General features: G+C 56.8%; 21 protein-coding genes. 7 read left to right on the top strand and 14 right to left on the bottom strand.

What is annotated here, in order from left to right; genetic code table 11:
* Positions 1 to 104: 104 nt before the first annotated feature.
* Both glpK and PSPTO_RS21595 read right to left on the bottom strand, forming a co-directional pair.
* Entirely contained in the window at positions 105 to 1,610 is a 1,506-nt protein-coding gene (glpK, locus tag PSPTO_RS21600) for a glycerol kinase GlpK (protein ID WP_005764834.1), read from the bottom strand.
* A 29-nt stretch (positions 1,611 to 1,639) separates the two neighbouring features.
* On the bottom strand, positions 1,640 to 2,497 hold the full coding sequence (locus PSPTO_RS21595; protein WP_004396504.1) for an MIP/aquaporin family protein: 858 nt from the start codon (positions 2,495 to 2,497) through the stop codon (positions 1,640 to 1,642).
* Positions 2,498 to 2,848: 351 nt separating this feature from the next.
* On the opposite strand from PSPTO_RS21595, the gene ybaK reads away from it, so the two are divergent.
* A complete protein-coding gene (gene ybaK, locus PSPTO_RS21590) occupies positions 2,849 to 3,319 on the top strand; it encodes a Cys-tRNA(Pro) deacylase (RefSeq protein WP_005764836.1) in 471 nt (156 codons plus the stop codon).
* Between the two features lie 8 nt (positions 3,320 to 3,327).
* Here the strand turns inward: ybaK and PSPTO_RS21585 are convergent, their stop codons facing one another.
* Both PSPTO_RS21585 and argF read right to left on the bottom strand, forming a co-directional pair.
* The gene (locus tag PSPTO_RS21585; RefSeq protein ID WP_044390643.1) at positions 3,328 to 4,398 is read right to left on the bottom strand and encodes an ABC transporter ATP-binding protein; all 1,071 of its coding nucleotides are present in this window, start codon (positions 4,396 to 4,398) and stop codon (positions 3,328 to 3,330) included.
* The gene (gene argF / locus PSPTO_RS21580; RefSeq protein ID WP_011104892.1) at positions 4,395 to 5,315 is read right to left on the bottom strand and encodes an ornithine carbamoyltransferase; all 921 of its coding nucleotides are present in this window, start codon (positions 5,313 to 5,315) and stop codon (positions 4,395 to 4,397) included. The genes PSPTO_RS21585 and argF overlap by 4 nt, the downstream gene beginning before the upstream one ends.
* Before the next feature lie 449 nt (positions 5,316 to 5,764).
* Between argF and PSPTO_RS21575 the strand changes: the two genes are divergently transcribed.
* From PSPTO_RS21575 to grxD, 3 genes are all read left to right on the top strand, one after another.
* Positions 5,765 to 6,058: a hypothetical protein gene (locus PSPTO_RS21575; RefSeq protein ID WP_007246626.1), complete on the top strand. Its 294-nt coding sequence runs from the start codon at positions 5,765 to 5,767 to the stop codon at positions 6,056 to 6,058.
* A 132-nt stretch (positions 6,059 to 6,190) separates the two neighbouring features.
* Entirely contained in the window at positions 6,191 to 8,311 is a 2,121-nt protein-coding gene (locus PSPTO_RS21570) for a molybdopterin oxidoreductase family protein (RefSeq protein WP_046463414.1), read from the top strand.
* Positions 8,312 to 8,399: 88 nt separating this feature from the next.
* Positions 8,400 to 8,726: a Grx4 family monothiol glutaredoxin gene (gene grxD, locus PSPTO_RS21565; RefSeq protein WP_004396490.1), complete on the top strand. Its 327-nt coding sequence runs from the start codon at positions 8,400 to 8,402 to the stop codon at positions 8,724 to 8,726.
* 87 nt (positions 8,727 to 8,813) lie between these two features.
* Here grxD and bfr read toward each other — a convergent pair whose 3' ends face one another.
* The 4 genes from bfr to pyrC form a co-directional block, all read right to left on the bottom strand.
* Entirely contained in the window at positions 8,814 to 9,284 is a 471-nt protein-coding gene (gene bfr / locus PSPTO_RS21560; protein ID WP_002554851.1) for a bacterioferritin, read from the bottom strand.
* Between the two features lie 200 nt (positions 9,285 to 9,484).
* Positions 9,485 to 9,703, bottom strand: coding sequence for a bacterioferritin-associated ferredoxin (locus PSPTO_RS21555; protein ID WP_004396478.1), 219 nt, complete (start codon positions 9,701 to 9,703; stop codon positions 9,485 to 9,487).
* Positions 9,704 to 9,886: 183 nt separating this feature from the next.
* Positions 9,887 to 10,564 carry a ribonuclease T gene (gene rnt, locus PSPTO_RS21550; protein WP_005764850.1) on the bottom strand — a complete coding sequence of 226 codons (678 nt, stop codon included), beginning with the start codon at positions 10,562 to 10,564 and terminating at the stop codon, positions 9,887 to 9,889.
* Positions 10,561 to 11,604 carry a dihydroorotase gene (pyrC, locus tag PSPTO_RS21545; RefSeq protein WP_005764852.1) on the bottom strand — a complete coding sequence of 348 codons (1,044 nt, stop codon included), beginning with the start codon at positions 11,602 to 11,604 and terminating at the stop codon, positions 10,561 to 10,563. Before pyrC ends, rnt begins: the two co-directional genes overlap by 4 nt.
* Before the next feature lie 148 nt (positions 11,605 to 11,752).
* Between pyrC and PSPTO_RS21540 the strand changes: the two genes are divergently transcribed.
* Together PSPTO_RS21540 and PSPTO_RS21535 are read left to right on the top strand one after the other, a co-directional pair.
* Positions 11,753 to 12,658 carry a flagellar protein MotY gene (locus tag PSPTO_RS21540; protein ID WP_005764856.1) on the top strand — a complete coding sequence of 302 codons (906 nt, stop codon included), beginning with the start codon at positions 11,753 to 11,755 and terminating at the stop codon, positions 12,656 to 12,658.
* A 120-nt stretch (positions 12,659 to 12,778) separates the two neighbouring features.
* Positions 12,779 to 13,996 carry an argininosuccinate synthase gene (locus PSPTO_RS21535; RefSeq protein WP_005620033.1) on the top strand — a complete coding sequence of 406 codons (1,218 nt, stop codon included), beginning with the start codon at positions 12,779 to 12,781 and terminating at the stop codon, positions 13,994 to 13,996.
* Between the two features lie 81 nt (positions 13,997 to 14,077).
* Here PSPTO_RS21535 and PSPTO_RS21530 read toward each other — a convergent pair whose 3' ends face one another.
* The 3 genes from PSPTO_RS21530 to PSPTO_RS21520 form a co-directional block, all read right to left on the bottom strand.
* Positions 14,078 to 14,353: a hypothetical protein gene (locus PSPTO_RS21530; RefSeq protein ID WP_011104890.1), complete on the bottom strand. Its 276-nt coding sequence runs from the start codon at positions 14,351 to 14,353 to the stop codon at positions 14,078 to 14,080.
* Between the two features lie 341 nt (positions 14,354 to 14,694).
* The gene (locus PSPTO_RS21525; RefSeq protein WP_005764857.1) at positions 14,695 to 15,222 is read right to left on the bottom strand and encodes a hypothetical protein; all 528 of its coding nucleotides are present in this window, start codon (positions 15,220 to 15,222) and stop codon (positions 14,695 to 14,697) included.
* A 739-nt stretch (positions 15,223 to 15,961) separates the two neighbouring features.
* Entirely contained in the window at positions 15,962 to 16,939 is a 978-nt protein-coding gene (locus PSPTO_RS21520) for an IS5-like element ISPssy family transposase (RefSeq protein WP_007247571.1), read from the bottom strand.
* Between the two features lie 766 nt (positions 16,940 to 17,705).
* Here PSPTO_RS21520 and PSPTO_RS21515 point away from each other — a divergent pair.
* Positions 17,706 to 18,332 (top strand): response regulator transcription factor, encoded by a 627-nt coding sequence (locus PSPTO_RS21515; RefSeq protein WP_002554843.1) that lies wholly within the window; start codon positions 17,706 to 17,708, stop codon positions 18,330 to 18,332.
* A gap of 109 nt (positions 18,333 to 18,441) precedes the next feature.
* Here the strand turns inward: PSPTO_RS21515 and PSPTO_RS21510 are convergent, their stop codons facing one another.
* The 3 genes from PSPTO_RS21510 to rsxB form a co-directional block, all read right to left on the bottom strand.
* Entirely contained in the window at positions 18,442 to 18,624 is a 183-nt protein-coding gene (locus tag PSPTO_RS21510) for a PA3496 family putative envelope integrity protein (protein ID WP_010203608.1), read from the bottom strand.
* Positions 18,625 to 18,730: 106 nt separating this feature from the next.
* Positions 18,731 to 19,369: an endonuclease III gene (gene nth / locus PSPTO_RS21505; protein ID WP_005739136.1), complete on the bottom strand. Its 639-nt coding sequence runs from the start codon at positions 19,367 to 19,369 to the stop codon at positions 18,731 to 18,733.
* Positions 19,366 to 20,241: an electron transport complex subunit RsxB gene (gene rsxB / locus PSPTO_RS21500; RefSeq protein ID WP_007246633.1), complete on the bottom strand. Its 876-nt coding sequence runs from the start codon at positions 20,239 to 20,241 to the stop codon at positions 19,366 to 19,368. The genes nth and rsxB overlap by 4 nt, the downstream gene beginning before the upstream one ends.
* Positions 20,242 to 20,333 lie beyond the last annotated feature (92 nt).

The following is a 20,333-nucleotide window of genomic DNA, read 5'->3' as shown; positions in this document are numbered from 1 at the left end:
TCCTTGAGCGCCCTCTGCAAATGGCGCCCATCATGCCGCAGGAAAGTGTGACCTGTCAGCCGGAATCCTGCTCCCCCTTACACAACAGCACACAACAGCGTTTATCACTCTTCGTTTTCGTGCGGTTCCCAGTCACGGGTGCGCGCGACGGCTTTTTGCCAGCCTGCGTACAGCTTCTCGCGATGCGCCTCTTCGCAAGCAGGCTCGAACACGCGCTCGATCACAGCCTTGTTGCGCAACTCGTCCAGGCTGCTCCAGAAACCAATCGCCAGACCTGCCAGGAACGCTGCGCCCAGTGCCGTTGTTTCACGCATTTGCGGGCGCTCGACATGAGTGCCGAGAATGTCTGCCTGGAACTGCATCAGGAAGTTGTTGGCGACCGCGCCGCCATCCACGCGCAGCGACTTGAGGCGCTCGCCCGAGTCCTGCTGCATCGCGTCGAGCACGTCACGGGTCTGATAGGCGATGGATTCCAGCGCCGCGCGGATGATGTGATCAACCTTCACGCCACGGGTCAGGCCGAACAGTGCGCCGCGGGCATACGGGTCCCAGTAGGGCGCGCCGAGACCGGTGAAGGCAGGCACCAGGTACACGCCGTTGCTGTCCTTGACCTTGCCGGCGAAGTACTCGGTGTCCAGCGCGTCGTTGATCAGCTTCAGTTCGTCACGCAGCCACTGCACGGTCGAACCGCCGTTGAATACGGCGCCTTCGAGTGCGTAAGCCACTTCGCCGCGTGGGCCGCAGCCAATCGTGGTCAGCATGCCATGCGCAGACTTCACGGCTTTTTTGCCGGTGTTCATCAGCAGGAAGCAGCCGGTGCCGTAGGTGTTTTTGGCCTGGCCGGGTTCGACGCACATCTGGCCGAATAGCGCTGCCTGCTGGTCGCCTGCAATACCGGCAATCGGGATGCCGCTCTTGCTGTGACCGTAGACCTCGGAAGAGCTTTTGACCTCAGGCAGGATCTCGCGCGGGATGTCCAGCACATCAAGCATGCGCTGATCCCATTCCAGCGTGTGGATGTTGAACAGCATGGTCCGCGAGGCGTTGGTGTAGTCGGTGACGTGAACCTTGCCGCCAGTGAATTTCCAGATCAGCCAGGTATCGATGGTGCCGAACATCAGCTCGCCTTTACGCGCGCGCTCGCGGCTGCCTTCGACGTGGTCCAGAATCCACTTGACCTTGGAGCCGGAGAAGTACGGATCAAGCACCAGGCCTGTGGTGTCCTTGATGTACTCCTCAAGGCCGTCACGCTTGAGCTGCTGACAGATTTCGGTGCTGCGGCGGCACTGCCAGACGATCGCATTGTAGATAGGGCGGCCGGTGTCGCGTTCCCAGATGACGGTGGTTTCACGCTGGTTGGTGATACCGATGGCGGCGATCTGATCGTGGTGCAGATCAGCCTGCGCCAGCGCCTTGGTCATGCACGCTGTCTGCGTGGCGAAGATTTCCATCGGGTCATGCTCGACCCAGCCTGCCTGCGGATAATGCTGCACGAATTCGCTTTGGGCCGTGCTCACCACATTGGCGTCGCGGTCGAAGATGATGGCGCGCGAGCTGGTGGTGCCCTGGTCAAGAGCAATGATGTAGTTCTTGTTCTGTGTGTCAGTCATGTCGATTGCCTTGCGTTGTTAAGTGGGATTCAAGATGAAGCCTGAACTTTGCCGCGAACCACTGGAGCTTCTTTTTCGTTTTCAACAGTAACGGTGCTCGGCAGATGACGCGCAATCAGCGCGCGATAGCCGGCAGCACCCAGGCAGGCACCCAGAATGGGCGCAAAAATCGGAACCAGAAAATAAGGAATGTCGCGACCACCGGTGAAGGCTATTTCACCCCAGCCAGCGAAGAACGTCATCAGCTTTGGACCAAAGTCACGTGCCGGGTTCATGGCAAAACCGGTCAGCGGGCCCATTGCGCTGCCGATAACGGCAACCAGCAGGCCGATCAGCAAAGGTGCCAATGCACCGCGCGGCAAGCCATTGTTGTCATCGCCCAAGGCCATGATCACGCCCATCAGAATGGTGGTGATGACCACTTCGACCAGAAACGCCTGACCCACGGAAATGGCCGGGTTAGGGTAAGTCGAGAACACCGAGGCGAGTTCAAGGCTCTGCTCGCTGCCGCGGATGATGTGATGCGCATGTTCGAAGTCGAAAAAGAGGCTGATGTACAACAGGTACACAAGGCCCGCTCCGCAGAACGCGCCGGCGATCTGTGCAGAGATGTAAAACGGCAGTTTACGTTTTTCGAAACCGGCAAACAGGCTTAGCGCAATGCTGACGGCCGGGTTGAGGTGGGCGCCGGAAATGCCCGCGCTGAGGTAGATCCCCATGCTGACGGCCATGCCCCAGATGATGCAGATTTCCCACAAGCCGAAAGTGGCCCCCGCGACCTTGAGCGCTGCAACGCACCCTGTGCCAAAAAAAATCATCAGGGCGGTGCCAAGAAACTCGGCCACACATTGCCCGGTGAGTGTCGGTTGTTTTAGTGCGATAGTCATTGGTACCTCATTTTTTGTTTTTGTCTCGGCACCCTGAGACAGGCATGGGTGCTCGTTATTCATGCGTATCAGAAAAACCCCATTTCTGATCGCTGGTGCGAGTTATACCGAAAAAGCGCTTTCGATAATATTCGTAAACGAAAAAATATAGACAAGAAACCCCTCTGTCAAAGGTCGGAACCGAACGGTCAGGAAATCCGCGCGAGCCTGCATAGGCGTTTACGCAGGGTTCAGGACGGGACATTCGGGCTGTTTTAAAAAGACCATTAGCGTTGCAGGTCGCGTGAATCAAGGCATGTTCACTTTACTTCGCTTAAAGTGATGGTCGTCCCGAACCCCTTGGAGCGCTGCATGACACCCGCACTGGATTTGCTGAAGAAAAATCGCGCCGAACACCGCATTCATAGCTACGAACATGATCCGAAAGCGGCGTCATACGGGTTGGAGGCTGCGGAAAAGCTGGGGCTGGACGCCGCGCGGGTTTTCAAGACACTGCTGGCCAGCACCGAAAAGGGCGAGCTGCTGGTCGCGGTAGTGCCGGTCGTCGGAACGCTTGATCTAAAGGCCTTGGCGAACGCTGCCGGGGCGAAAAAAACCGAAATGGCGGACCCTGCGGCAGCTCAGCGCTCTACCGGATACCTGTTGGGAGGCATCAGCCCACTGGGTCAGAAGAAGCGTCTGCGCACCTTCATCGACGAGACGGCGCAGCTTTTTGAAAGCATTTATGTCAGTGCCGGGAGGAGGGGGCTTGAGGTTGAACTGACGGCAGCGGTGCTGGCCGAGCATACGCAGGCCAGGTTTGCTCCTATTGGTCGCGAATAAACCTGGCGTCAGCCGGCCGCGTACGCAGCAACACTGCCCTGGGCGGCGAACAGCACCAGATGATCAGCCGCTACCCGAATCCCGACTTCCTCGCCCTGGCGGTGGTCGGCATGGCTGGGGAAAATGGCTTCAAGCTGGCTGCCCGTGGGCAGTTGCAAGCGATACAGGGTCGATGCACCCTTGAACGTGCGGCCGATGACCCGCGCTTTAAGATCGCTGTCCGGTGCGTAGACGATGTCGTCCGGTCGCAGCAACACATCCACGGCGCTGCCACGCACCCCCGGATAAGCGCGATTGCCGCGCAACACGCCAAGTTCGGTGTGCACCGATTCCGGCTCGATCATCTGCCCGCGTATGAAATAACCCTGGCCAATGAAGCTGGCAACGAACGGCGTCTGCGGTTCGTGATACAGGTTGTAAGGCGTATCCCATTGCTCCAGACGGCCTTCCTTGAATACCCCGACATGATCGCTGACAGCGAAGGCTTCTTCCTGATCGTGAGTCACCAGAATGGCGCTGGTGCCACGCGCTTTGAGAATGTCGCGCACTTCATGGCTCAAGCGCCGACGCAGCTCGCCGTCCAGATTGGAGAACGGCTCGTCGAGCAACAGCAACTGTGGCTCGGGTGCCAGCGCTCTGGCCAACGCCACACGCTGTTGCTGCCCGCCGGACAGCTCGTGAGGGTAGCGTTTACCCAGTGCACCCAGGTTGACCAGCTCAAGCAATTCACCGATCACCTGATCCAGGCGCGGGTGCTGGCGAATACCGAATGCAATGTTGTCGGCAACGCTCAGGTGCGGGAACAGTGCGTAGTCCTGAAACACCATGCCGATGCGGCGTTTTTCCGGTGCCAGGGTCCAGCCGGGACGGGAAATGACGTCGCCCGCCAGGGTGATCTCGCCCGCATGTATCGGCTCGAAACCGGCTATCGCACGCAATGTGGTGGTCTTGCCGCAGCCCGACGAACCCAGCAGGCAACCGATATCACCCGCGTTGAGGTGCAGGTTCAGATCTTGCACCACACGTTGGTTCTGGTAGCCGCAGGCCAGGTTACGCAGGTTCAGCAGCAATTGACTCATGCGGGCTGAAAGCACGGAGCGACGAGAAATTCCAGCAGCGCTTTCTGTGCGTGCAGGCGATTTTCGGCTTGATCCCAGGCGACCGACCGCGCGTCGTCCAGCAGGTCGACGCTGATCTCTTCGCCTCGGTGAGCCGGCAGGCAGTGCATGAACAACACGTCCTTGTCGGCCAGATCGAGCAGTGCGCGCGTTACCTGAAACGGTGCGAACAGCGCCTTGCGCCGAGCGGTTTCCTCTTCCTGGCCCATGGAGGTCCAGACGTCGGTGCTCACCAGGTGGGCGCCAGCGACTGCTGCTTTCGGGTCGCGAACCACTGTCACCCGCTCGCCAGCCAGCGCGAGGAATTCAGGGTTGGGCTCGTAGCCGGCAGGGCAGGCGACACGCAACTGGAAGTCGAACTGAATCGCCGCTTCTATATAGCTGTTGCACATGTTGTTGCCATCGCCAATCCACGCCACGGTTTTGCCTTTGATAGAACCGCGATGCTCCAGAAACGTCTGCATGTCGGCCAGCAACTGGCACGGGTGCAGGTCATCCGACAGACCGTTGATGACCGGCACGCGGGAGTTGGCGGCAAATTCGGTCAGATTGTCGTGCGCATAGGTGCGGATCATCACCGCATCGAGCATGCGCGAAATGACCTTTGCGCTGTCGGCAATGGGCTCGCCACGACCTAATTGGGTGTCACGGTGGGACAGAAAAATGGCTTGCCCACCCAGTTGAATCATCCCTGCTTCAAAAGAAAGACGGGTACGTGTCGAGGATTTCTCAAAAATCATCCCCAGCACCCGATTCTTCAGCGGTTCAAAAAGCACGCCGCGATTTCGCAGGTCTTTAAGCTCTACGCCACGACGGATCAAGCCCAGGAGTTCATCTGGAGTGTAATCCATCATCGAGAGAAAGTGCCTGGCGTTCATGATTAACTACCTTTTTTGCAACAGACCGCAGGTTATCAAAGCCGGTTTTTATCGGGAAAACGGGCAAGACCTGCGGCGGAAGCCGCACGAGGCGACGAATAAGAAAGGCGCGATAGTATAAAAAAATGTCGCGTCTTACCAATAGCATGCGTGTTTCGGAAAGGCCGGCTTCACGCGCGCTCCCTTTGCAGAGGGCGATGTGATTCTTTATTGACGGGCGAAAAGTTGACTACGCTAAACAGGCCAATAGCCATCTCTGCTTTTTCCGAAGGCAGCATTTGTACACTGCTCAAATATCGCTTGGCAATTAATACCAATCCTGTAACAGTCACTGCTTACGTGGGCTTGCTTATGCGACGCACGTCACGGGTGTGAAACAGGGACCGTTTCTTTAATGCCGTCCGTGAGTTATAAACGTTGCCGATACACTACTGATCGAGGGGTGGGGAATGGACTCAAAAGAGCATCAATTAACGGAGTTACTCGGGCTGACGGCTCGCACGCTCACCCATCTGACCGCTTCAATGACCTCGATGTCCTTCGAGCTGCTGCGCAGCGAAGACGAGGTCACGCGTAACGCCGGGCGACGCATGATTGATCGCATGGCGACCATCAGCTCGGGACTTGACGAGCACTGGCGCCTGATCGGCGACCTGACCGGTATTCACATGGCTCAGGAACAGGTCGAAACCGTGACTGAAATCCAGTTGCAGCGCAAGATCGTCACGCCTATCGGCGGCTGACCCGGCCCGCTCATCGGCCCGCCTGATACACCCCGATTCACGAGACGAACGTCAGTGGCGCGGGTTATCGCAAGGCACCATAGTCATTGTTCAGCAATCCACCGGATTGCCATGACAAGACCTGAGGCTGCGATGACCCGGACTCAACACTTGCGCGCGTGCCATCTGTGTGAGGCCATTTGCGGCCTTGCCATCGAGACCGTGACCGAGCCGGGCGCTGCCCCGAAGATCACTTCGATCAAAGGCGACCCGCTGGACACCTTCAGCCGTGGTCACATCTGCCCCAAGGCTGTTGCGCTGCAAGACATTCAGAACGATCCCGACCGCCTGCGCCAACCGATGCTGCGCACAGGTGATCAATGGCAGCCGATTGAATGGCAGGCCGCATTCGACCTGGTCGCCGAGCGGCTTTACGCCATTCAACAGCAACACGGGCAAAACGCCGTAGCGGTTTATCAGGGCAATCCCAGTGTGCACAATTACGGGCTGATGACCCACAGCAATTACTTTCTCGGCCTGCTCAAGACGCGTAATCGTTTCTCGGCGACCTCGGTTGATCAGTTGCCCCATCACCTCACCAGTTTCCTGATGTACGGCCACGGCATGCTGCTGCCGATTCCAGACATCGATCACACAGACTTCATGCTGATTCTGGGCGGCAACCCGTTGGCGTCCAATGGCAGCATCATGACCGTGCCGGACGTCGAAAAGCGTCTGAAAGCCATTCAGCAGCGCGGCGGCAAGCTGGTGGTGGTCGACCCGCGTCGCAGCGAAACGGCGGCCATCGCCGATCAGCATGTGTTCGTGCGCCCCGGTGGCGATGCGGCGCTGCTGTTCGGGTTGCTCAATACTCTGTTTGAAGAGGGCCTGACCCGCGAAAGTCATTTGCCTGTCGACGGTCTTGATCACGTACGACACAGCATTGCCGGTTTCAGTGCCGAAGCCATGAGCCCGCGCTGCGGCATTGCTGCAGTGCAGATTCGGCAATTGGCCCGGGATTTTGCCGGCGCTGACACGGCGTTGTGTTACGGGCGCATGGGCGTGTCCACCCAGGCTTTCGGCACGTTGTGCCACTGGCTGGCGCAGTTGATCAATCTGGTGACGGGCAATCTGGATCGCGTGGGGGGCACGCTGTGCACGGAGCCTGCGGTTGATCTGGTCAGCTCTACCTCGGGCGGGCATTTCAATGTGTGGCAAAGCCGGGTGTCCGGCCTGCCGGAATACGGCGGCGAGCTGCCGGTGTCAGCGCTGGCCGAGGAAATGCTCGTTGAGGGGCAAGGGCAGGTTCGCGCACTGGTCACCGTGGCCGGCAATCCGGTGTTGTCGACGCCCAACGGACGTCAGCTGGATCAGGCGCTCGAAGGCCTGGAGTTCATGCTCAGCATCGATCTGTACATCAACGAAACCACGCGCCATGCCGACTTGATCCTGCCGTCCACCTCGGCGCTGGAAAACGATCATTACGACACCACGTTCAATACCCTGGCGGTGCGCAACGTCACGCGCTTCAATCGGGCCATTTTCGACAAGCCCGAAGGCGCACTGCATGACTGGGAAATCTTCGTCGGCCTGGCCGCATCCTTTGCCGCCAAAGCCCAGCGCGAACTCAAGCCGACCGTGCCGCCGGCGCAGATGATCGATCGCGTTTTGCGCGCAGGCCGTTACGGCGCAGCATCGCCCCACAACCTGTCACTGGAAACGCTCGCCAGCCATCCGCATGGCATGGATCTGGGCGCCTTGAAGCCAAACCTCACAGATCGTCTGAAAACCGCCAATGGGCGCATTCAGGCGGCGCCAGAGGTGATCATGGCTGACCTTGTGCGCTTTGCAGCCGATGCAGGGCCGAGGTTTGGTGAAAAGGCAGGCCAATTGTTGCTGATTGGCCGTCGCCACGTGCGCAGCAACAACTCGTGGATGCACAACTATCACCGGCTGGTGAAAGGCAAGCCGCGCCATCAGTTGTTGATGCACCCCGACGACCTGAGTCATCGCGGCCTGAGTGACGGGCAGCAGGTCAGGGTCAGTTCGCGGGTGGGGGTGATTGAGGTCGAGGTGTTGGGCAGTCTGGACATGATGCCGGGTGTGGTCAGCCTGCCACATGGCTGGGGCCATTCGCGTTCGGGAGTGAAAATGGAGATCGCCCGCAACCAGCCCGGCGTCAGTGCCAATGACCTGACTGACGAACGGCAACTCGATGAGCTGTCCGGCAATGCGGCGTTAAACGGCGTGCCGGTGCAAGTGGCATCGTGTTAAGGCTCAAGACAGAGCGTCATGCTCGGGATTTAGTTACAATGCGCCACCGTGCCGACAACTGAGTCGGATATTTCAGCCGAGGTGCTCCATGGATATCATCGAAACAATCAAAGAGCAGATTGCCAGCAACACCATTCTGCTTTACATGAAAGGCGCTCCGAACGCTCCGCAATGCGGCTTTTCGGCCAAGGCTTCTCAGGCCTTGATGGCGTGCGGCGAAAAGTTTGCCTACGTCGACATTCTGCAAAACCCTGAAATCCGCGCCAACTTGCCAAAGTACGCCAACTGGCCGACTTTCCCGCAACTGTGGGTGGCCGGTGAGCTGGTCGGCGGCAGCGATATCATCACCGAGATGATGGCTGACGGCTCGCTGCAGACCCTGGTCAAGGAAGCTTCGGCCGCCAAAGCCGAGTAAGGCCTTGCGCTCCAGCGTGGCGTTACAGACAAGAAAAAGCCCGCTCTCGACTGAGGCGGGCTTTTTCATTGCGGCGCGATCGGTGAATCAGTCACCCATCTGCGACTGCAGGTAGTTCTCGATACCCACTTTGACGATCAGACCCAGTTGGGTTTCGAGCCAGTCGATCTGCTCTTCCTTAGGCTCAAGGATATCTTCCAGCAGCTCACGGCTGCCGAAGTCACCTACCGTCTCAAAGTGGGCGATGGCGGCTTTAAGATCGGCCAGGCCTTTCTGCTCGATCTTCAGGTCGCACTCCAGCATTTCCTTGGTGTGCTCGCCGATCAGGATCTTGCCCAGGTCCTGCAGGTTTGGCAGCCCTTCAAGAAACAGCGTGCGCTTGATCAGCTTGTCAGCGTATTTCATCGCGTGGATGGACTCTTTGTACTCATGGCCGCCGAGCTTTTTCAGACCCCAGTCTTCGTACATGCGCGCATGCAGAAAATACTGATTGATGGCGACCAGCTCGTTACCGAGGATCTTGTTGAGATGCTGGATGACTGTAATGTCGCCTTTCATGTTCGAGGTCCTGCCGGTGGCTTGTGTATATAAGCGCCGAGTGTGAGCCGCAGCCAAACGCCTGTCAAACCTAAGTTGTTGAATAATAAGTGAATTTAAATAGGAATAAGAATGTTTGAGTTCCGCATCTTGACGCTAAGCGCTTGAATTACAGGCATAAAAAAACCGGACTGTGTGTCCGGCTCTTTAAAAGAGGGGGGTTAAGCGGCTGAAAATTCTGTTGAATAAGCCAGCGCCGCATGACTGCTTTGCAGTTCGGTCAGCGTGTCGCGTACCACTTCCTTGGCCAGACAGGCGCACTTTCCACATTTACTCGCAACGCCCAGCGTTTCGCGGACCTCACGATAACTGCAGCAGCCCTCGAGAATCGCTTCCCGGATTTGACCGTCTGTTACACCTTGGCAAAGACAAACATACATAAGCTATTGACCGTCGCTGGTTTATTGCTTGGTGCCGAGGAGCTTAATGTTAATGAGAATGCTTGTCAAAACTGTTTTGGGTTCGATTCAGCTACGGCGATGAGTGGTCGCCTGGCCTTGGCACTTTGCAGCAGGCATGAAAAAACCGGCACAAGGCCGGTCTGTTCACTGACCTGTCAGGCTTCAATCGTCGAAGTCTTCCCAGCCGCCCATCTCTTTCCAGCGGTTGACGATGCCGCAGAACAGCTCGGCGGTCTTTTCGGTGTCGTAGCGGGCCGAGTGGGCTTCGCGGCCGTCGAAGTCGATCCCGGCGGCCTGGCAGGCCTTGGCCAGCACGGTCTGACCGTAGGCCAGGCCTGCGAGGGTAGCGGTGTCGAAGCTTGAGAAAGGGTGAAACGGGTTGCGCTTCATGTCCATTCGCGCGACGGCGGCGTTGACGAAGCCCAGGTCGAAGCTGGCGTTGTGGCCGACCAGCACGGCGCGTTTGCAGCCGTTGGCCTTGAGGGCCTTGCGCACGCCACGGAAGATATCGTTCATTGCGGTTTCTTCGCTGACCGCCATGCGCAGCGGGTGGTCAAGCTTGATGCCGGTGAACTCCAGCGCGGCGGCTTCAATATTGGCGCCCACGAAGGGCTCGACGCGGAAGAAATAGGTGTGTTCAGGGAACACGAAGCCTCGTTCGTCCATGCCGATGGTCACCGCAGCGATCTCCAGCAGGGCGTCGGTGGCGGAATTGAAACCGCCTGTTTCTACATCGACGACCACGGGCAGGTAGCCGCGAAAGCGTGCTGCCATCGGGTGACGGGAACCGCCGCCACCGCCGTGGCCTTCGTGTTCTTCGTCAAAATGATCTTCACTCACGCGTGTTCCTCCAGACGCCAGCGCAGTGTTTCACCCGCGCGCAGCGGAATAACGGTCAACTCGCCAAACGGCAGGCTGGTAGGGGCGGTCCACTCGTCACGCACCAGCGTGATGGTGTCCTGATTGGCGGGCAGGCCGTAGAACGCCGGACCGTGAAGGCTGGCGAAGCCCTCCAGCTTGTCCAGTGCGTTACGTTGCTCGAAAGCTTCTGCATACAGCTCGATGGCCGCATAGGCGGTGTAGCAACCGGCACAACCGCAGGCGTTTTCCTTGGCGTGCTGGGCATGTGGTGCCGAGTCGGTGCCCAGGAAGAACTTGCCGCTGCCGCTGGTGGCCGCGTCAAGCAGGGCAACCTGATGCGTATTGCGCTTGAGAATCGGCAGGCAGTAAAAGTGCGGACGAATCCCGCCGACCAGCATGTGGTTGCGGTTATAAAGCAGGTGGTGCGCCGTGATGGTCGCTGCGACGTTGGCCGAGGCTTCGTTGACGAACTGCACGGCATCGCCGGTGGTGATGTGTTCAAACACCACTTTGAGGGTCGGGAAGCGTTCGACGACACGGCGCAGGTGCTCGTCAATGAACACTTTTTCGCGATCGAACACGTCGATCTCGCCGCGTGTCACTTCCCCGTGCACCAGCAGCAGCATGCCGACTTCGGCCATTGCCTCGAGGGCCGGGAAGATCTTGTCGATGCTGGTGACACCGGAATCCGAGTTGGTGGTCGCACCGGCCGGGTATAGCTTGGCCGCATGGACAAAGCCGCTGGCCTTGGCCGTACGAATGTCTTCGGGCGTGGTCTGGTCAGTGAGGTAAAGCACCATCAACGGCTCGAAGCGGCTGCCGGCCGGGCGTGCAGCCAGAATACGCTGGCGATAGGCGTCGGCTTGCTGTGCGTTGCGAACCGGAGGCACGAGGTTGGGCATGATGATTGCGCGGCCAAAAGTTCGCGCTACGTCGGCAACGGTATGAGGCAAAACAGCTCCGTCACGGAGGTGAATGTGCCAGTCGTCGGGACGCAGGAGGGTCAGGCGGTCAGACATTGGGGATTCCAGGCGGGTCAAACTCGCAGGGAATGCTACCGGAAAAGACTCTCTCCGGCATCCGCTATCAAGTTTTGCATGAAGTTACCGATAGCCCCCTTGTAAGGAAGTATTTTTTGTTTCGCGTTCATTTCCAGTGGAGCCTCCCGTGCGCCAGCGATATTTAGCCCTGCTCAGCCTGTTTGCCAGCCTCCCTGCGATGGCTATCAGTTTCCAGACGCGTCTGGAGAGCATTGAGTGGAAGGTCGAAGGCGATCAGTTCGAGTGCCGCCTGACGCAACCGATCACCGATTTCGGTGCCGGTGAGTTCGTGCGCCGCGCGGGAGAACAGGCGACTTTTCGCCTCAAGGCCTCCTACAACATGCTGGGCAATGGTTCGGCAACCCTGCTGGCTGCCGCTGCACCGTGGCAGCCAGGTCGTGGCGATATCAACCTGGGATCGGTGCGCGTCAGCAATGGCGATATTCCGTTCAACACTTCCCAGGCGCAGGCCGGGCGCCTGATCAGCGGTTTGATGGACGGACGCAGTCCGCTCATTCGTCACTACAACCGCGACGGCGGCCAGATGGAAGTGCGTCTGCTGCCCGTCAAGTTCAGCAAGGCCTTCAGCGACTATCAGGCCTGCACCGCCAAGCTTTTGCCCATGAATTTCGATCAGGTCAAACAGGCCGAAGTGGGTTTTCCTGGCGGCGGTATCGAGCTGGATGCCAATGCCAAGGCGCGTCTGGACAACATGGTGGCTTACTTGAAGGCCGACCCGACGGTCAACCGTATCGAGCTGGACGGCCATTCGGACAACAGCGGCAATCGCCTGACCAACCGTGACCTGTCCCGCCGTCGTGCGCTGGCGGTCATGGACTACTTCAAGGCCCAGGGCATCCCCGAGCAGCAGATCACCCTGCGCTTTCACGGCGAACGCTACCCGCTGGCGCCCAACACCAATAACGCCAATCGGGCGCGCAACCGGCGCGTGAACGTGCATCTGGAACGCGTTGCGCCCGACGAACGCCCGGTGCCGGTCGCCTCTTCGGCGAGTGCTGCGCATACGTCCTGAGCCATCAGGCACGCCTTCGCCAAACGTCGCCTTGTCGTCACAAGCTGTCGCGCCCCTGTAAATTTGCTGGTTTGAACGGTAGAATCACTGGTTTTCCGTACAACCCGGTGGAGTGATGGCATGGCGGACGTAAACAAGGTAGTTCTCGCGTATTCCGGTGGCCTGGATACTTCGGTAATCCTCAAGTGGCTGCAAGATACGTACAACTGCGAAGTGGTGACCTTTACCGCTGACCTGGGTCAGGGTGAAGAAGTCGAACCGGCACGCGCCAAGGCTCAGGCCATGGGCGTGAAAGAAATCTACATCGATGACCTGCGCGAAGAGTTCGTGCGCGATTTCGTGTTCCCGATGTTCCGTGCCAATACCGTCTATGAAGGCGAGTACCTGCTGGGCACTTCCATTGCTCGTCCGCTGATTGCCAAGCGTCTGATCGAGATCGCCAACGAAACCGGCGCTGACGCCATTTCCCACGGCGCAACCGGTAAAGGCAATGACCAGGTACGTTTCGAGCTGGGCGCCTACGCGCTCAAGCCGGGCGTCAAGGTGATTGCTCCGTGGCGTGAATGGGACCTGCTGTCGCGCGAAAAGCTGATGGATTACGCCGAGAAGCACAATATTCCGATCGAGCGTCACGGCAAGAAGAAATCCCCGTACTCGATGGATGCCAACCTGCTGCACATCTCCTATGAAGGCGGCGTGCTGGAAGACACCTGGACCGAGCACGAAGAAGACATGTGGCGCTGGACCAAGTCCCCTGAGGACGCGCCGAACGTTGCAACCTACCTCGAGCTGACCTATCGCAATGGCGACATCGTCGCTCTGGACGGCGTCGACATGACCCCGGCTACCGTACTCGCTACCCTGAACCGCATTGGCGGCGAAAACGGTATCGGTCGTCTGGACATCGTTGAAAACCGTTACGTGGGCATGAAGTCCCGTGGTTGCTACGAAACCCCGGGCGGCACCATCATGCTGCGTGCTCACCGCGCCATCGAATCGATCACCCTGGACCGCGAAGTCGCCCACCTCAAGGACGAATTGATGGTCAAGTACGCCAGCCTGATCTACACAGGTTACTGGTGGAGCCCTGAGCGTCTGATGCTGCAACAGATGATCGACGCGTCCCAGGTGCACGTGAACGGTGTTGTGCGTCTGAAGCTGTATAAAGGCAACGTGATCGTTACTGGCCGCAAGTCCGACGATTCACTGTTCGACGCCAACATCGCCACCTTTGAAGACGACGCAGGTGCCTACGATCAGGCCGATGCAGCGGGCTTCATCAAGCTGAATGCGTTGCGCATGCGTATCGCTGCAAACAAAGGCCGCAAGCTGTTCTGATTGCGCCTGACTGTTTGAAACGTGCAGCCCTTTGCGGGGCTGCGCTTCGAACTTCTGGATGACCCCCAAGGTGTTTCAATGTCAGCGTGGCGTACGTCCTGCTGCACGCCGTGCCTTTTTGGGCGTGTCGCAAAGACGTGTGTGTTCCTCTGGTGCAGACCCGGGGAATGCTGGCGTCGGTATCAGAAAACTCAGGATGTCGTCCGTTGTGACGCCATGACGTTTCATTAACAACTTTAGTCGATTATCAAATTCAAGTTCCTGGACAAGTTGCTCATCGCACTTGAGTTCGTCAAGTCGTTGTTGCAGCGTTCTCAGCGCGTTTTCAGTATTGCGAAACTCTTTCAGTATCGACAAGGTGTGACCTGTTGGGCGTTTAGGTGTGAGTCAAAAAAATCGGCGGATTCAGTGGTTTTTTGCCGACACAAGCCAGCCTGTTTTCCCTGGACAGTAAATGCGTATGTAAAGAAGCCTAACCCTGTTTTCCCACGATTGATCGACGCCTATCAAGTGTCAAAAGACTCGTGTGTCACATACTGTTTAGTCATTGATGGTCTTCTTACACTGCACAGTGAAAAACGTGCAGGCGGTGATGTGTTTTCCTACAGCGTCTGTCGAATATAAAAACAGCGTGATCGGCAATTTCTATAGCGTCGCTGTTATTTATCGCACAGGGCATCTGTTTTGATACCGAGCGCTCAAGGCGTATCATTTTCCCTCTGTTGCCTGAACTCGAATCGATAGGCTTTGCCGATATCCCATACCTGACGCAGGCTCAGGTCGAGTACCTGCGCAATTTCCGACACGGTGTAGCCCAGCGCCGAGTAGTGCATGGCGTGGCCGGCAACCACATCGTCGACATCCGTGGCGTCATGACGGGCCTCGCGCCTGATCGCGAGCATTGGCTGACTGGAACGTATTCTCACGCCGTTCTCCGTAGCCAGCTGGCGAACATCTTTTTTAGTCATGCGTAATGAATACTGCAACGCTGTAACGCCTGCGCCTTTGGCGGCAAGGCACTTCAGTAATGCAACTTTGCCAGCGATTTCGTCCCTGGCTTCTTCCGTCGGCGTGGCAGGGGTGGGGGACGCGTTCATTGATTCCGCTGTTTCACCGTCGGGTATGACTGCAATGACGCCTCCCTCGGCGACAAAGGTTTCTACCGCGCTGAGCAAGTCAGAAGCTGTGTTTTTTCTTGAAGACGAACGAGGATGTTTGATGTTCATGGTATATCCCTTTTTGAACATGGTTATGCACAGGGCCTATTCAAAAGAGTGGTCAGACGCCGTGAGGGTTTTCAAAAGGCAAAGTGCCGGGTCGGCCCTATACGTATTACCCTGATCCCTGTGATTCATGTGAGGCACGAAAGTGTATGTAAGTGCTGTGGCTCACGAATAAGACAGGTGCGCTTGTGACGGCATATTTTATAAGGTTGCGTGTGCTGGACAGCATTAAATAATGAAGTTGCTGTCAAAAAAGTAACGACTGGTAATAAAATTTGCAAGTGAAAAATGGTGTGTTGCAAGAATTGATTGAGAGGCTCTTATAAGGTCTTACATGTTTTATTATCGCTTCTGCGAATTCTGTAGTACGTTTCCTAATCAGTCGATTGTGTCTGGATTTGAAATGAAAAATGGTATTTGCTACTTGTCGAATGAGCTATTTTTGGTCTTGAATGATGTAGGGGGCATGCTATGGTGCGTGTAAGATTTTACGACAGCAGGAGTTTTGATGAAGGGTGCTTGACCTTGCGCCGTTGGGCATTTCAGGTGGCGTTGGGCGTTTGCATTGCGCGCTGTATTTGTAGGATTTTTCTCTAGGGAAGGTCTGAAGTAGGCATCGATTTTTGACGCTCTCATGGCCTGAGGTTCAAAAAAAGCTCGCCCGATCAGATAATTAGACGTTTTCCGCTCTTAACTCATCGATTTTCCTTCAAACAGCACCTTTCCAAGGCGTTTTTCCGCATTACAGGCGCACCTCTCCCATCGCCAGCAGCCGTTTTCGCACCATCCAAAGGTTCGACAAGGCAAACAGAGTAGCCTGTTGCGCGGTGTTTTTAGCCAGCCCGCGAAACCGGACTTTCGTATAACCAAACTGGCGCTTGATCACGCGAAACGGATGTTCAACCTTCGCCCGTAACTGGGCTTTCGTGAACTCGATTTTGCGATAGACCCGTGCGATCAAACTTTTCTCGCCATGCTTTTTATAACGGCTTGGGCGGGCCGCAATTGACCAGATCATCTGACGATCCTGATGCTCCGCACGCTTGTCCACGCCGGTGTAGCCCGCATCACCGCTGACATAGGTTTCCTCACCATGTAGCAATTGATCAACCTGAGTCACGTCCGCCACATTCGCCGCAGTACCCACCAGGCTATGGACTAAACCCGACTCGGCATCGACGCCGATATGCGCTTTCATGCCGAAGAAATACTGGTTTCCTTTCTTCGTCTGATGCATTTCGGGATCGCGTTTGCCGTCCTTGTTCTTGGTCGAGCTCGGCGCATGAATGATCGTCGCATCGACCACCGTACCTTGGCGCAGCATCAAACCTCGATCACCCAGATAGCCATTGATGACCTGCAAAATCCCGCCTGCCAACTCATGCTTTTCCAACAGACGCCGGAAGTTGAGAATCGTGGTTTCATCGGCGATTCGATCCAGACTCAACCCTGCGAACTGGCGCAGGATCGTTGTCTCGTAAAGTGCTTCCTCCATCGCCGGATCGCTGTAACCAAACCAGTTCTGCATCAGGTGAATACGCAGCATCGCCATCAGCGGATAAGCCGGACGGCCACCTTCGCCCTTTGGATAATGTGGTTCGATAAGGGCAATCAAGCCTTTCCAGGGCACAACCTGATCCATCTCGATGAGAAAGCGCTCGCGGCGGGTATGCTTACGTTTACCCGCGTACTCGGCATCGGCGAAGGTCATCTGTTTCATCAGGGAAGCTCGGTGAAAGGTGTTGGGGTATTTTGCCAAATCAGGAAACCTTTTTCAGAGTTTCCCTAGGTCTTGTAGGGTTTTTCCTTAAATACATATTTGTGCACTATTCTGTTCTTGATGTGTAATTTTTAGTCACCGGTTACGTATGTAAAGCGTGAGTATCACTCATCAATTATCGATCAGGGGGTTGCGGACGAAAAACCCGGAGGCAGGCCTCATCAGTCATAAGGATAAATGCGTTTATATAGGTGGGTGGTCAATGTCCGGCGTCGCATGCCCCTTGCAGGCGTGCGGTCAGGCTGAGGAGGCGCGAAGGCGGCAGCGCTTCTCGGTTTGTCGTCAGTGGTGTGCTCCAGGCAATGACCTGGCAAGTTTTATGTATTGCGTTGCTGGCGATAAGCCATGCATCGATCGTTATGCGCGCTGATATAGCGACAGTCTGGCGATGCTTTTAACAGATCCAGCGCGATTTTTTCGGAACATGAAAAGTTCGGTCTGGTCTCGCTGAATCATTTATCTACTGGCGCAGCTGTGCCTACAGGCGCGCGCCCAGCAGCAATAATTCACCAGGTTCCCAAAAGGAAGGCTCTGTGAAAATTAATAAAAAATGCACTTTATTGCCAAGTTTTGTAGGAAGTTTCTGCTGTAATTGTAGGAAAGGTCTCTGGCTGCAACTCCACAAGAGTGAGCGCCATGCAAAGCAGTAAACGACTAAGTTATTGTGCTGGCTCTGAAAATTCGAATAGCGAAAAATGGACTGCCCATGAATAAAGTGCTGATCGTGGATGATCATCCCGTCATTCGCCTTGCTGTGCGCATGCTGATGGAGCGTCATGGCTATGAGGTCATCGCGGAGACTGACAACGGTGTGGATGCGCTGCAACTGGCACGTGAGCACCTTCCGGACATCGTCATCCTTGACATTGGTATACCCAAGCTAGACGGGCTGGAGGTTATCGCTCGTCTGTCAGCCATGACATTGCCGTTCAAGGTGCTGATTCTGACGTCTCAGGCACCCGGCCACTTCTCGATGCGTTGCATGCAGGCAGGCGCTGCCGGGTATGTCTGCAAGCAACAGGATCTGACCGAACTGCTCAGTGCTATCAAGGCTGTGCTGTCAGGGTACAGCTACTTTCCCAATCAGGCATTGCACACGGTTCGTTCCAGTATGGGGAACGCGAGCGAATCGGACATGGTTGACCGTCTTTCCGGCAGGGAAATGATGGTTCTGCAGCAACTGGCCAGAGGTAAAACCAACAAGGAAATTGCAGACGGCATGTTTTTGAGCAACAAGACGGTCAGTACCTATAAAACGCGTTTATTGCTCAAGCTCAATGCGCATTCGCTGGTCGATCTGATCGAGCTTGCCCAGCGCAACGGGCTTGTCTGAAGCAGGTCTGGCCCTGAGATCCAGGCGTGCTTGCCAGACGGCGAGCCGCCGCCCCCCCTGTAACGAGCCTGTTTTTTGCGAGAGGCGAGCAGGCTTGTTCTTCGATTGCTTACACGTCGAAATCGTAATCTGCCAACTGCTTTTGCAGGCGCCGTTCTTCAAGCAGATTGTCGATGGTGCGTCGCTTGCTCAGGTTGGTCTTGGCCGGTTCGATGGCCGGGGGGTCGGCTTCATCGGTGTCAGCGACGACAAGGTCATCATCTATGTCCAGTTGCTGATTGTCAGCACTCATAAAGTTGACTCCAGGGCTGTGACTCTCTGGCGCCTCTTATATAGGCAAACTACCGGCGGGTAAAAAAGATTTTTTCAATCGATGAGACAGCAACCACCTTGCTGCCTCAATCGTCGGAAGTCTTGTCTTTGAAATCACACAGGTCTTCGATGCGGCAACTGCCGCAGCGGGGCTTGCGCGCCTGGCAAACGTAGCGTCCATGTAAAATCAACCAGTGATGGGCATCGAGCAGGTAGTTCTTCGGCACGAATTTCATCAACTGCTTCTCCACCTCCACCACATTTTTTCCCGGAGCAATGCCTGTGCGGTTGCTGACGCGGAAAATGTGCGTGTCGACAGCCATGGCGATCTGCCGGAAAGCAGTATTGAGCACGACATTGGCCGTTTTGCGGCCTACGCCCGGTAGCGCCTCCAGGGCTTCTCGGGTATCGGGCACTTCGCCGTTGTGCAGTTCCACCAGCATTCGACAGGTTTCGATCACGTTTTTGGCTTTGCTGTTGTAGAGGCCGATGGTCTTGATGTATTCGGACAGCCCCTCAACGCCCAATTCGTATATCGCCTGCGGTGTGTTGGCAACCGGGTAAAGCCTGGCCGTGGCCTTGTTGACGCTGACGTCAGTTGCCTGGGCCGAAAGAATCACGGCGATCAGCAGCTCGAAGGGTGTGGTGTAGGCCAGTTCGGTTTTAGGGTCCGGATTGTCCTCATGCAGCCTGCGAAAGATTTCCTGACGTTTTGCGGCATTCATGGAAGGAGCGTTTCCTCGGGATCGGTCAGAGTGGGCGTCGGCAGGAGGGCTTCGAGTGCCTGTTCGGCGGCTTCGTATTCGCGCTGTAGCTCTAGAAGCCTGGCAGCCTGCTCCGCAACCGGAGGGTGTCCAAAAGCCTTTAGCGACTTGTTGAGCTGCGCGCGACTCATGGCCAGCGCAATCCTGGCTTTTTTCAGCGCTTCATCGGGTGGTGCGGGCTTGTCGCTTCGCACGGACGTCGTGGCAGATTGAGGTGCGGCGTCACGAATGGATTCGGCTCTCTGCGCCCTGGCAAGACGTTCTGCCAGTCGCATCTGCTGCTCGCGTCGCAAGCGTGCATTGCGTGACTCAAAGCGCTGTCGGGCATGGCTGCGCTTGCGCAGGCGAGCGTGTTGCAGGTCGGCAGTAGGTGCCAGGCCGCCAACAATCGGGGTGACGTTGGCCAGTGGCAGCGCATGCATTTCAATGCAGTCCACCGGGCAAGGGGCGACGCACAGGTCACAGCCCGTGCATTCATCGATAATCACGGTGTGCATCAGCTTCGCCGCACCGAGAATCGCATCGACCGGGCAAGCCTGAATGCATTTGGTACAGCCAATGCACTCTGCTTCGCGAATGAAGGCAACCTGCGCAGGCGCCTCGCCGCGTTCCTTATCCAGTGGCAGGACCGGAACTGCGAGCAGTTCGGCCAGCTGGATAATGGTTTCGTCACCGCCTGGCGGGCATTTGTTGATGGCCTCGCCACCCGCAATGCCCTCGGCGTAGGGCTGGCAGCCGGAGTGGCCGCACTTGCCGCACTGCGTCTGCGGTAATAGGGCGTCGATACTCCGGATCAGGTCCACGTCGGGAAGCAAGCGAATCAATTCAGTCATGATAGTGCCAGATGGCCATCAGGTGTTCTGTCTGTTCAGGGCGCCGTATTATCGGCCATATCGGGGTGCTTGCGAATGCACAAAGGCCCGGT

The organism is Pseudomonas syringae pv. tomato str. DC3000 (assembly GCF_000007805.1).
GTDB classification, from domain to species: Bacteria; Pseudomonadota; Gammaproteobacteria; order Pseudomonadales; family Pseudomonadaceae; genus Aquipseudomonas; species Aquipseudomonas avellanae.
This window is presented reverse-complemented; position numbering and strand designations above follow the sequence as displayed.

Excerpts from the sequence above, each read along its gene's own strand:
- glpK (WP_005764834.1), bottom strand. The coding sequence starts at position 1,610 with ATGACTGACACACAGAACAAGAACTACATCATTGCTCTTGACCAGGGC.
- PSPTO_RS21595 (WP_004396504.1), bottom strand. The coding sequence starts at position 2,497 with ATGACTATCGCACTAAAACAACCGACACTCACCGGGCAATGTGTGGCC.
- ybaK (WP_005764836.1), top strand. The coding sequence starts at position 2,849 with ATGACACCCGCACTGGATTTGCTGAAGAAAAATCGCGCCGAACACCGC.
- PSPTO_RS21585 (WP_044390643.1), bottom strand. The coding sequence starts at position 4,398 with ATGAGTCAATTGCTGCTGAACCTGCGTAACCTGGCCTGCGGCTACCAG.
- argF (WP_011104892.1), bottom strand. The coding sequence starts at position 5,315 with ATGAACGCCAGGCACTTTCTCTCGATGATGGATTACACTCCAGATGAA.
- PSPTO_RS21575 (WP_007246626.1), top strand. The coding sequence starts at position 5,765 with ATGGACTCAAAAGAGCATCAATTAACGGAGTTACTCGGGCTGACGGCT.
- PSPTO_RS21570 (WP_046463414.1), top strand. The coding sequence starts at position 6,191 with ATGACCCGGACTCAACACTTGCGCGCGTGCCATCTGTGTGAGGCCATT.
- grxD (WP_004396490.1), top strand. The coding sequence starts at position 8,400 with ATGGATATCATCGAAACAATCAAAGAGCAGATTGCCAGCAACACCATT.
- bfr (WP_002554851.1), bottom strand. The coding sequence starts at position 9,284 with ATGAAAGGCGACATTACAGTCATCCAGCATCTCAACAAGATCCTCGGT.
- PSPTO_RS21555 (WP_004396478.1), bottom strand. The coding sequence starts at position 9,703 with ATGTATGTTTGTCTTTGCCAAGGTGTAACAGACGGTCAAATCCGGGAA.
- pyrC (WP_005764852.1), bottom strand. The coding sequence starts at position 11,604 with ATGTCTGACCGCCTGACCCTCCTGCGTCCCGACGACTGGCACATTCAC.
- PSPTO_RS21535 (WP_005620033.1), top strand. The coding sequence starts at position 12,779 with ATGGCGGACGTAAACAAGGTAGTTCTCGCGTATTCCGGTGGCCTGGAT.
- PSPTO_RS21525 (WP_005764857.1), bottom strand. The coding sequence starts at position 15,222 with ATGAACATCAAACATCCTCGTTCGTCTTCAAGAAAAAACACAGCTTCT.
- PSPTO_RS21520 (WP_007247571.1), bottom strand. The coding sequence starts at position 16,939 with ATGAAACAGATGACCTTCGCCGATGCCGAGTACGCGGGTAAACGTAAG.
- PSPTO_RS21515 (WP_002554843.1), top strand. The coding sequence starts at position 17,706 with ATGAATAAAGTGCTGATCGTGGATGATCATCCCGTCATTCGCCTTGCT.
- PSPTO_RS21510 (WP_010203608.1), bottom strand. The coding sequence starts at position 18,624 with ATGAGTGCTGACAATCAGCAACTGGACATAGATGATGACCTTGTCGTC.
- nth (WP_005739136.1), bottom strand. The coding sequence starts at position 19,369 with ATGAATGCCGCAAAACGTCAGGAAATCTTTCGCAGGCTGCATGAGGAC.
- rsxB (WP_007246633.1), bottom strand. The coding sequence starts at position 20,241 with ATGACTGAATTGATTCGCTTGCTTCCCGACGTGGACCTGATCCGGAGT.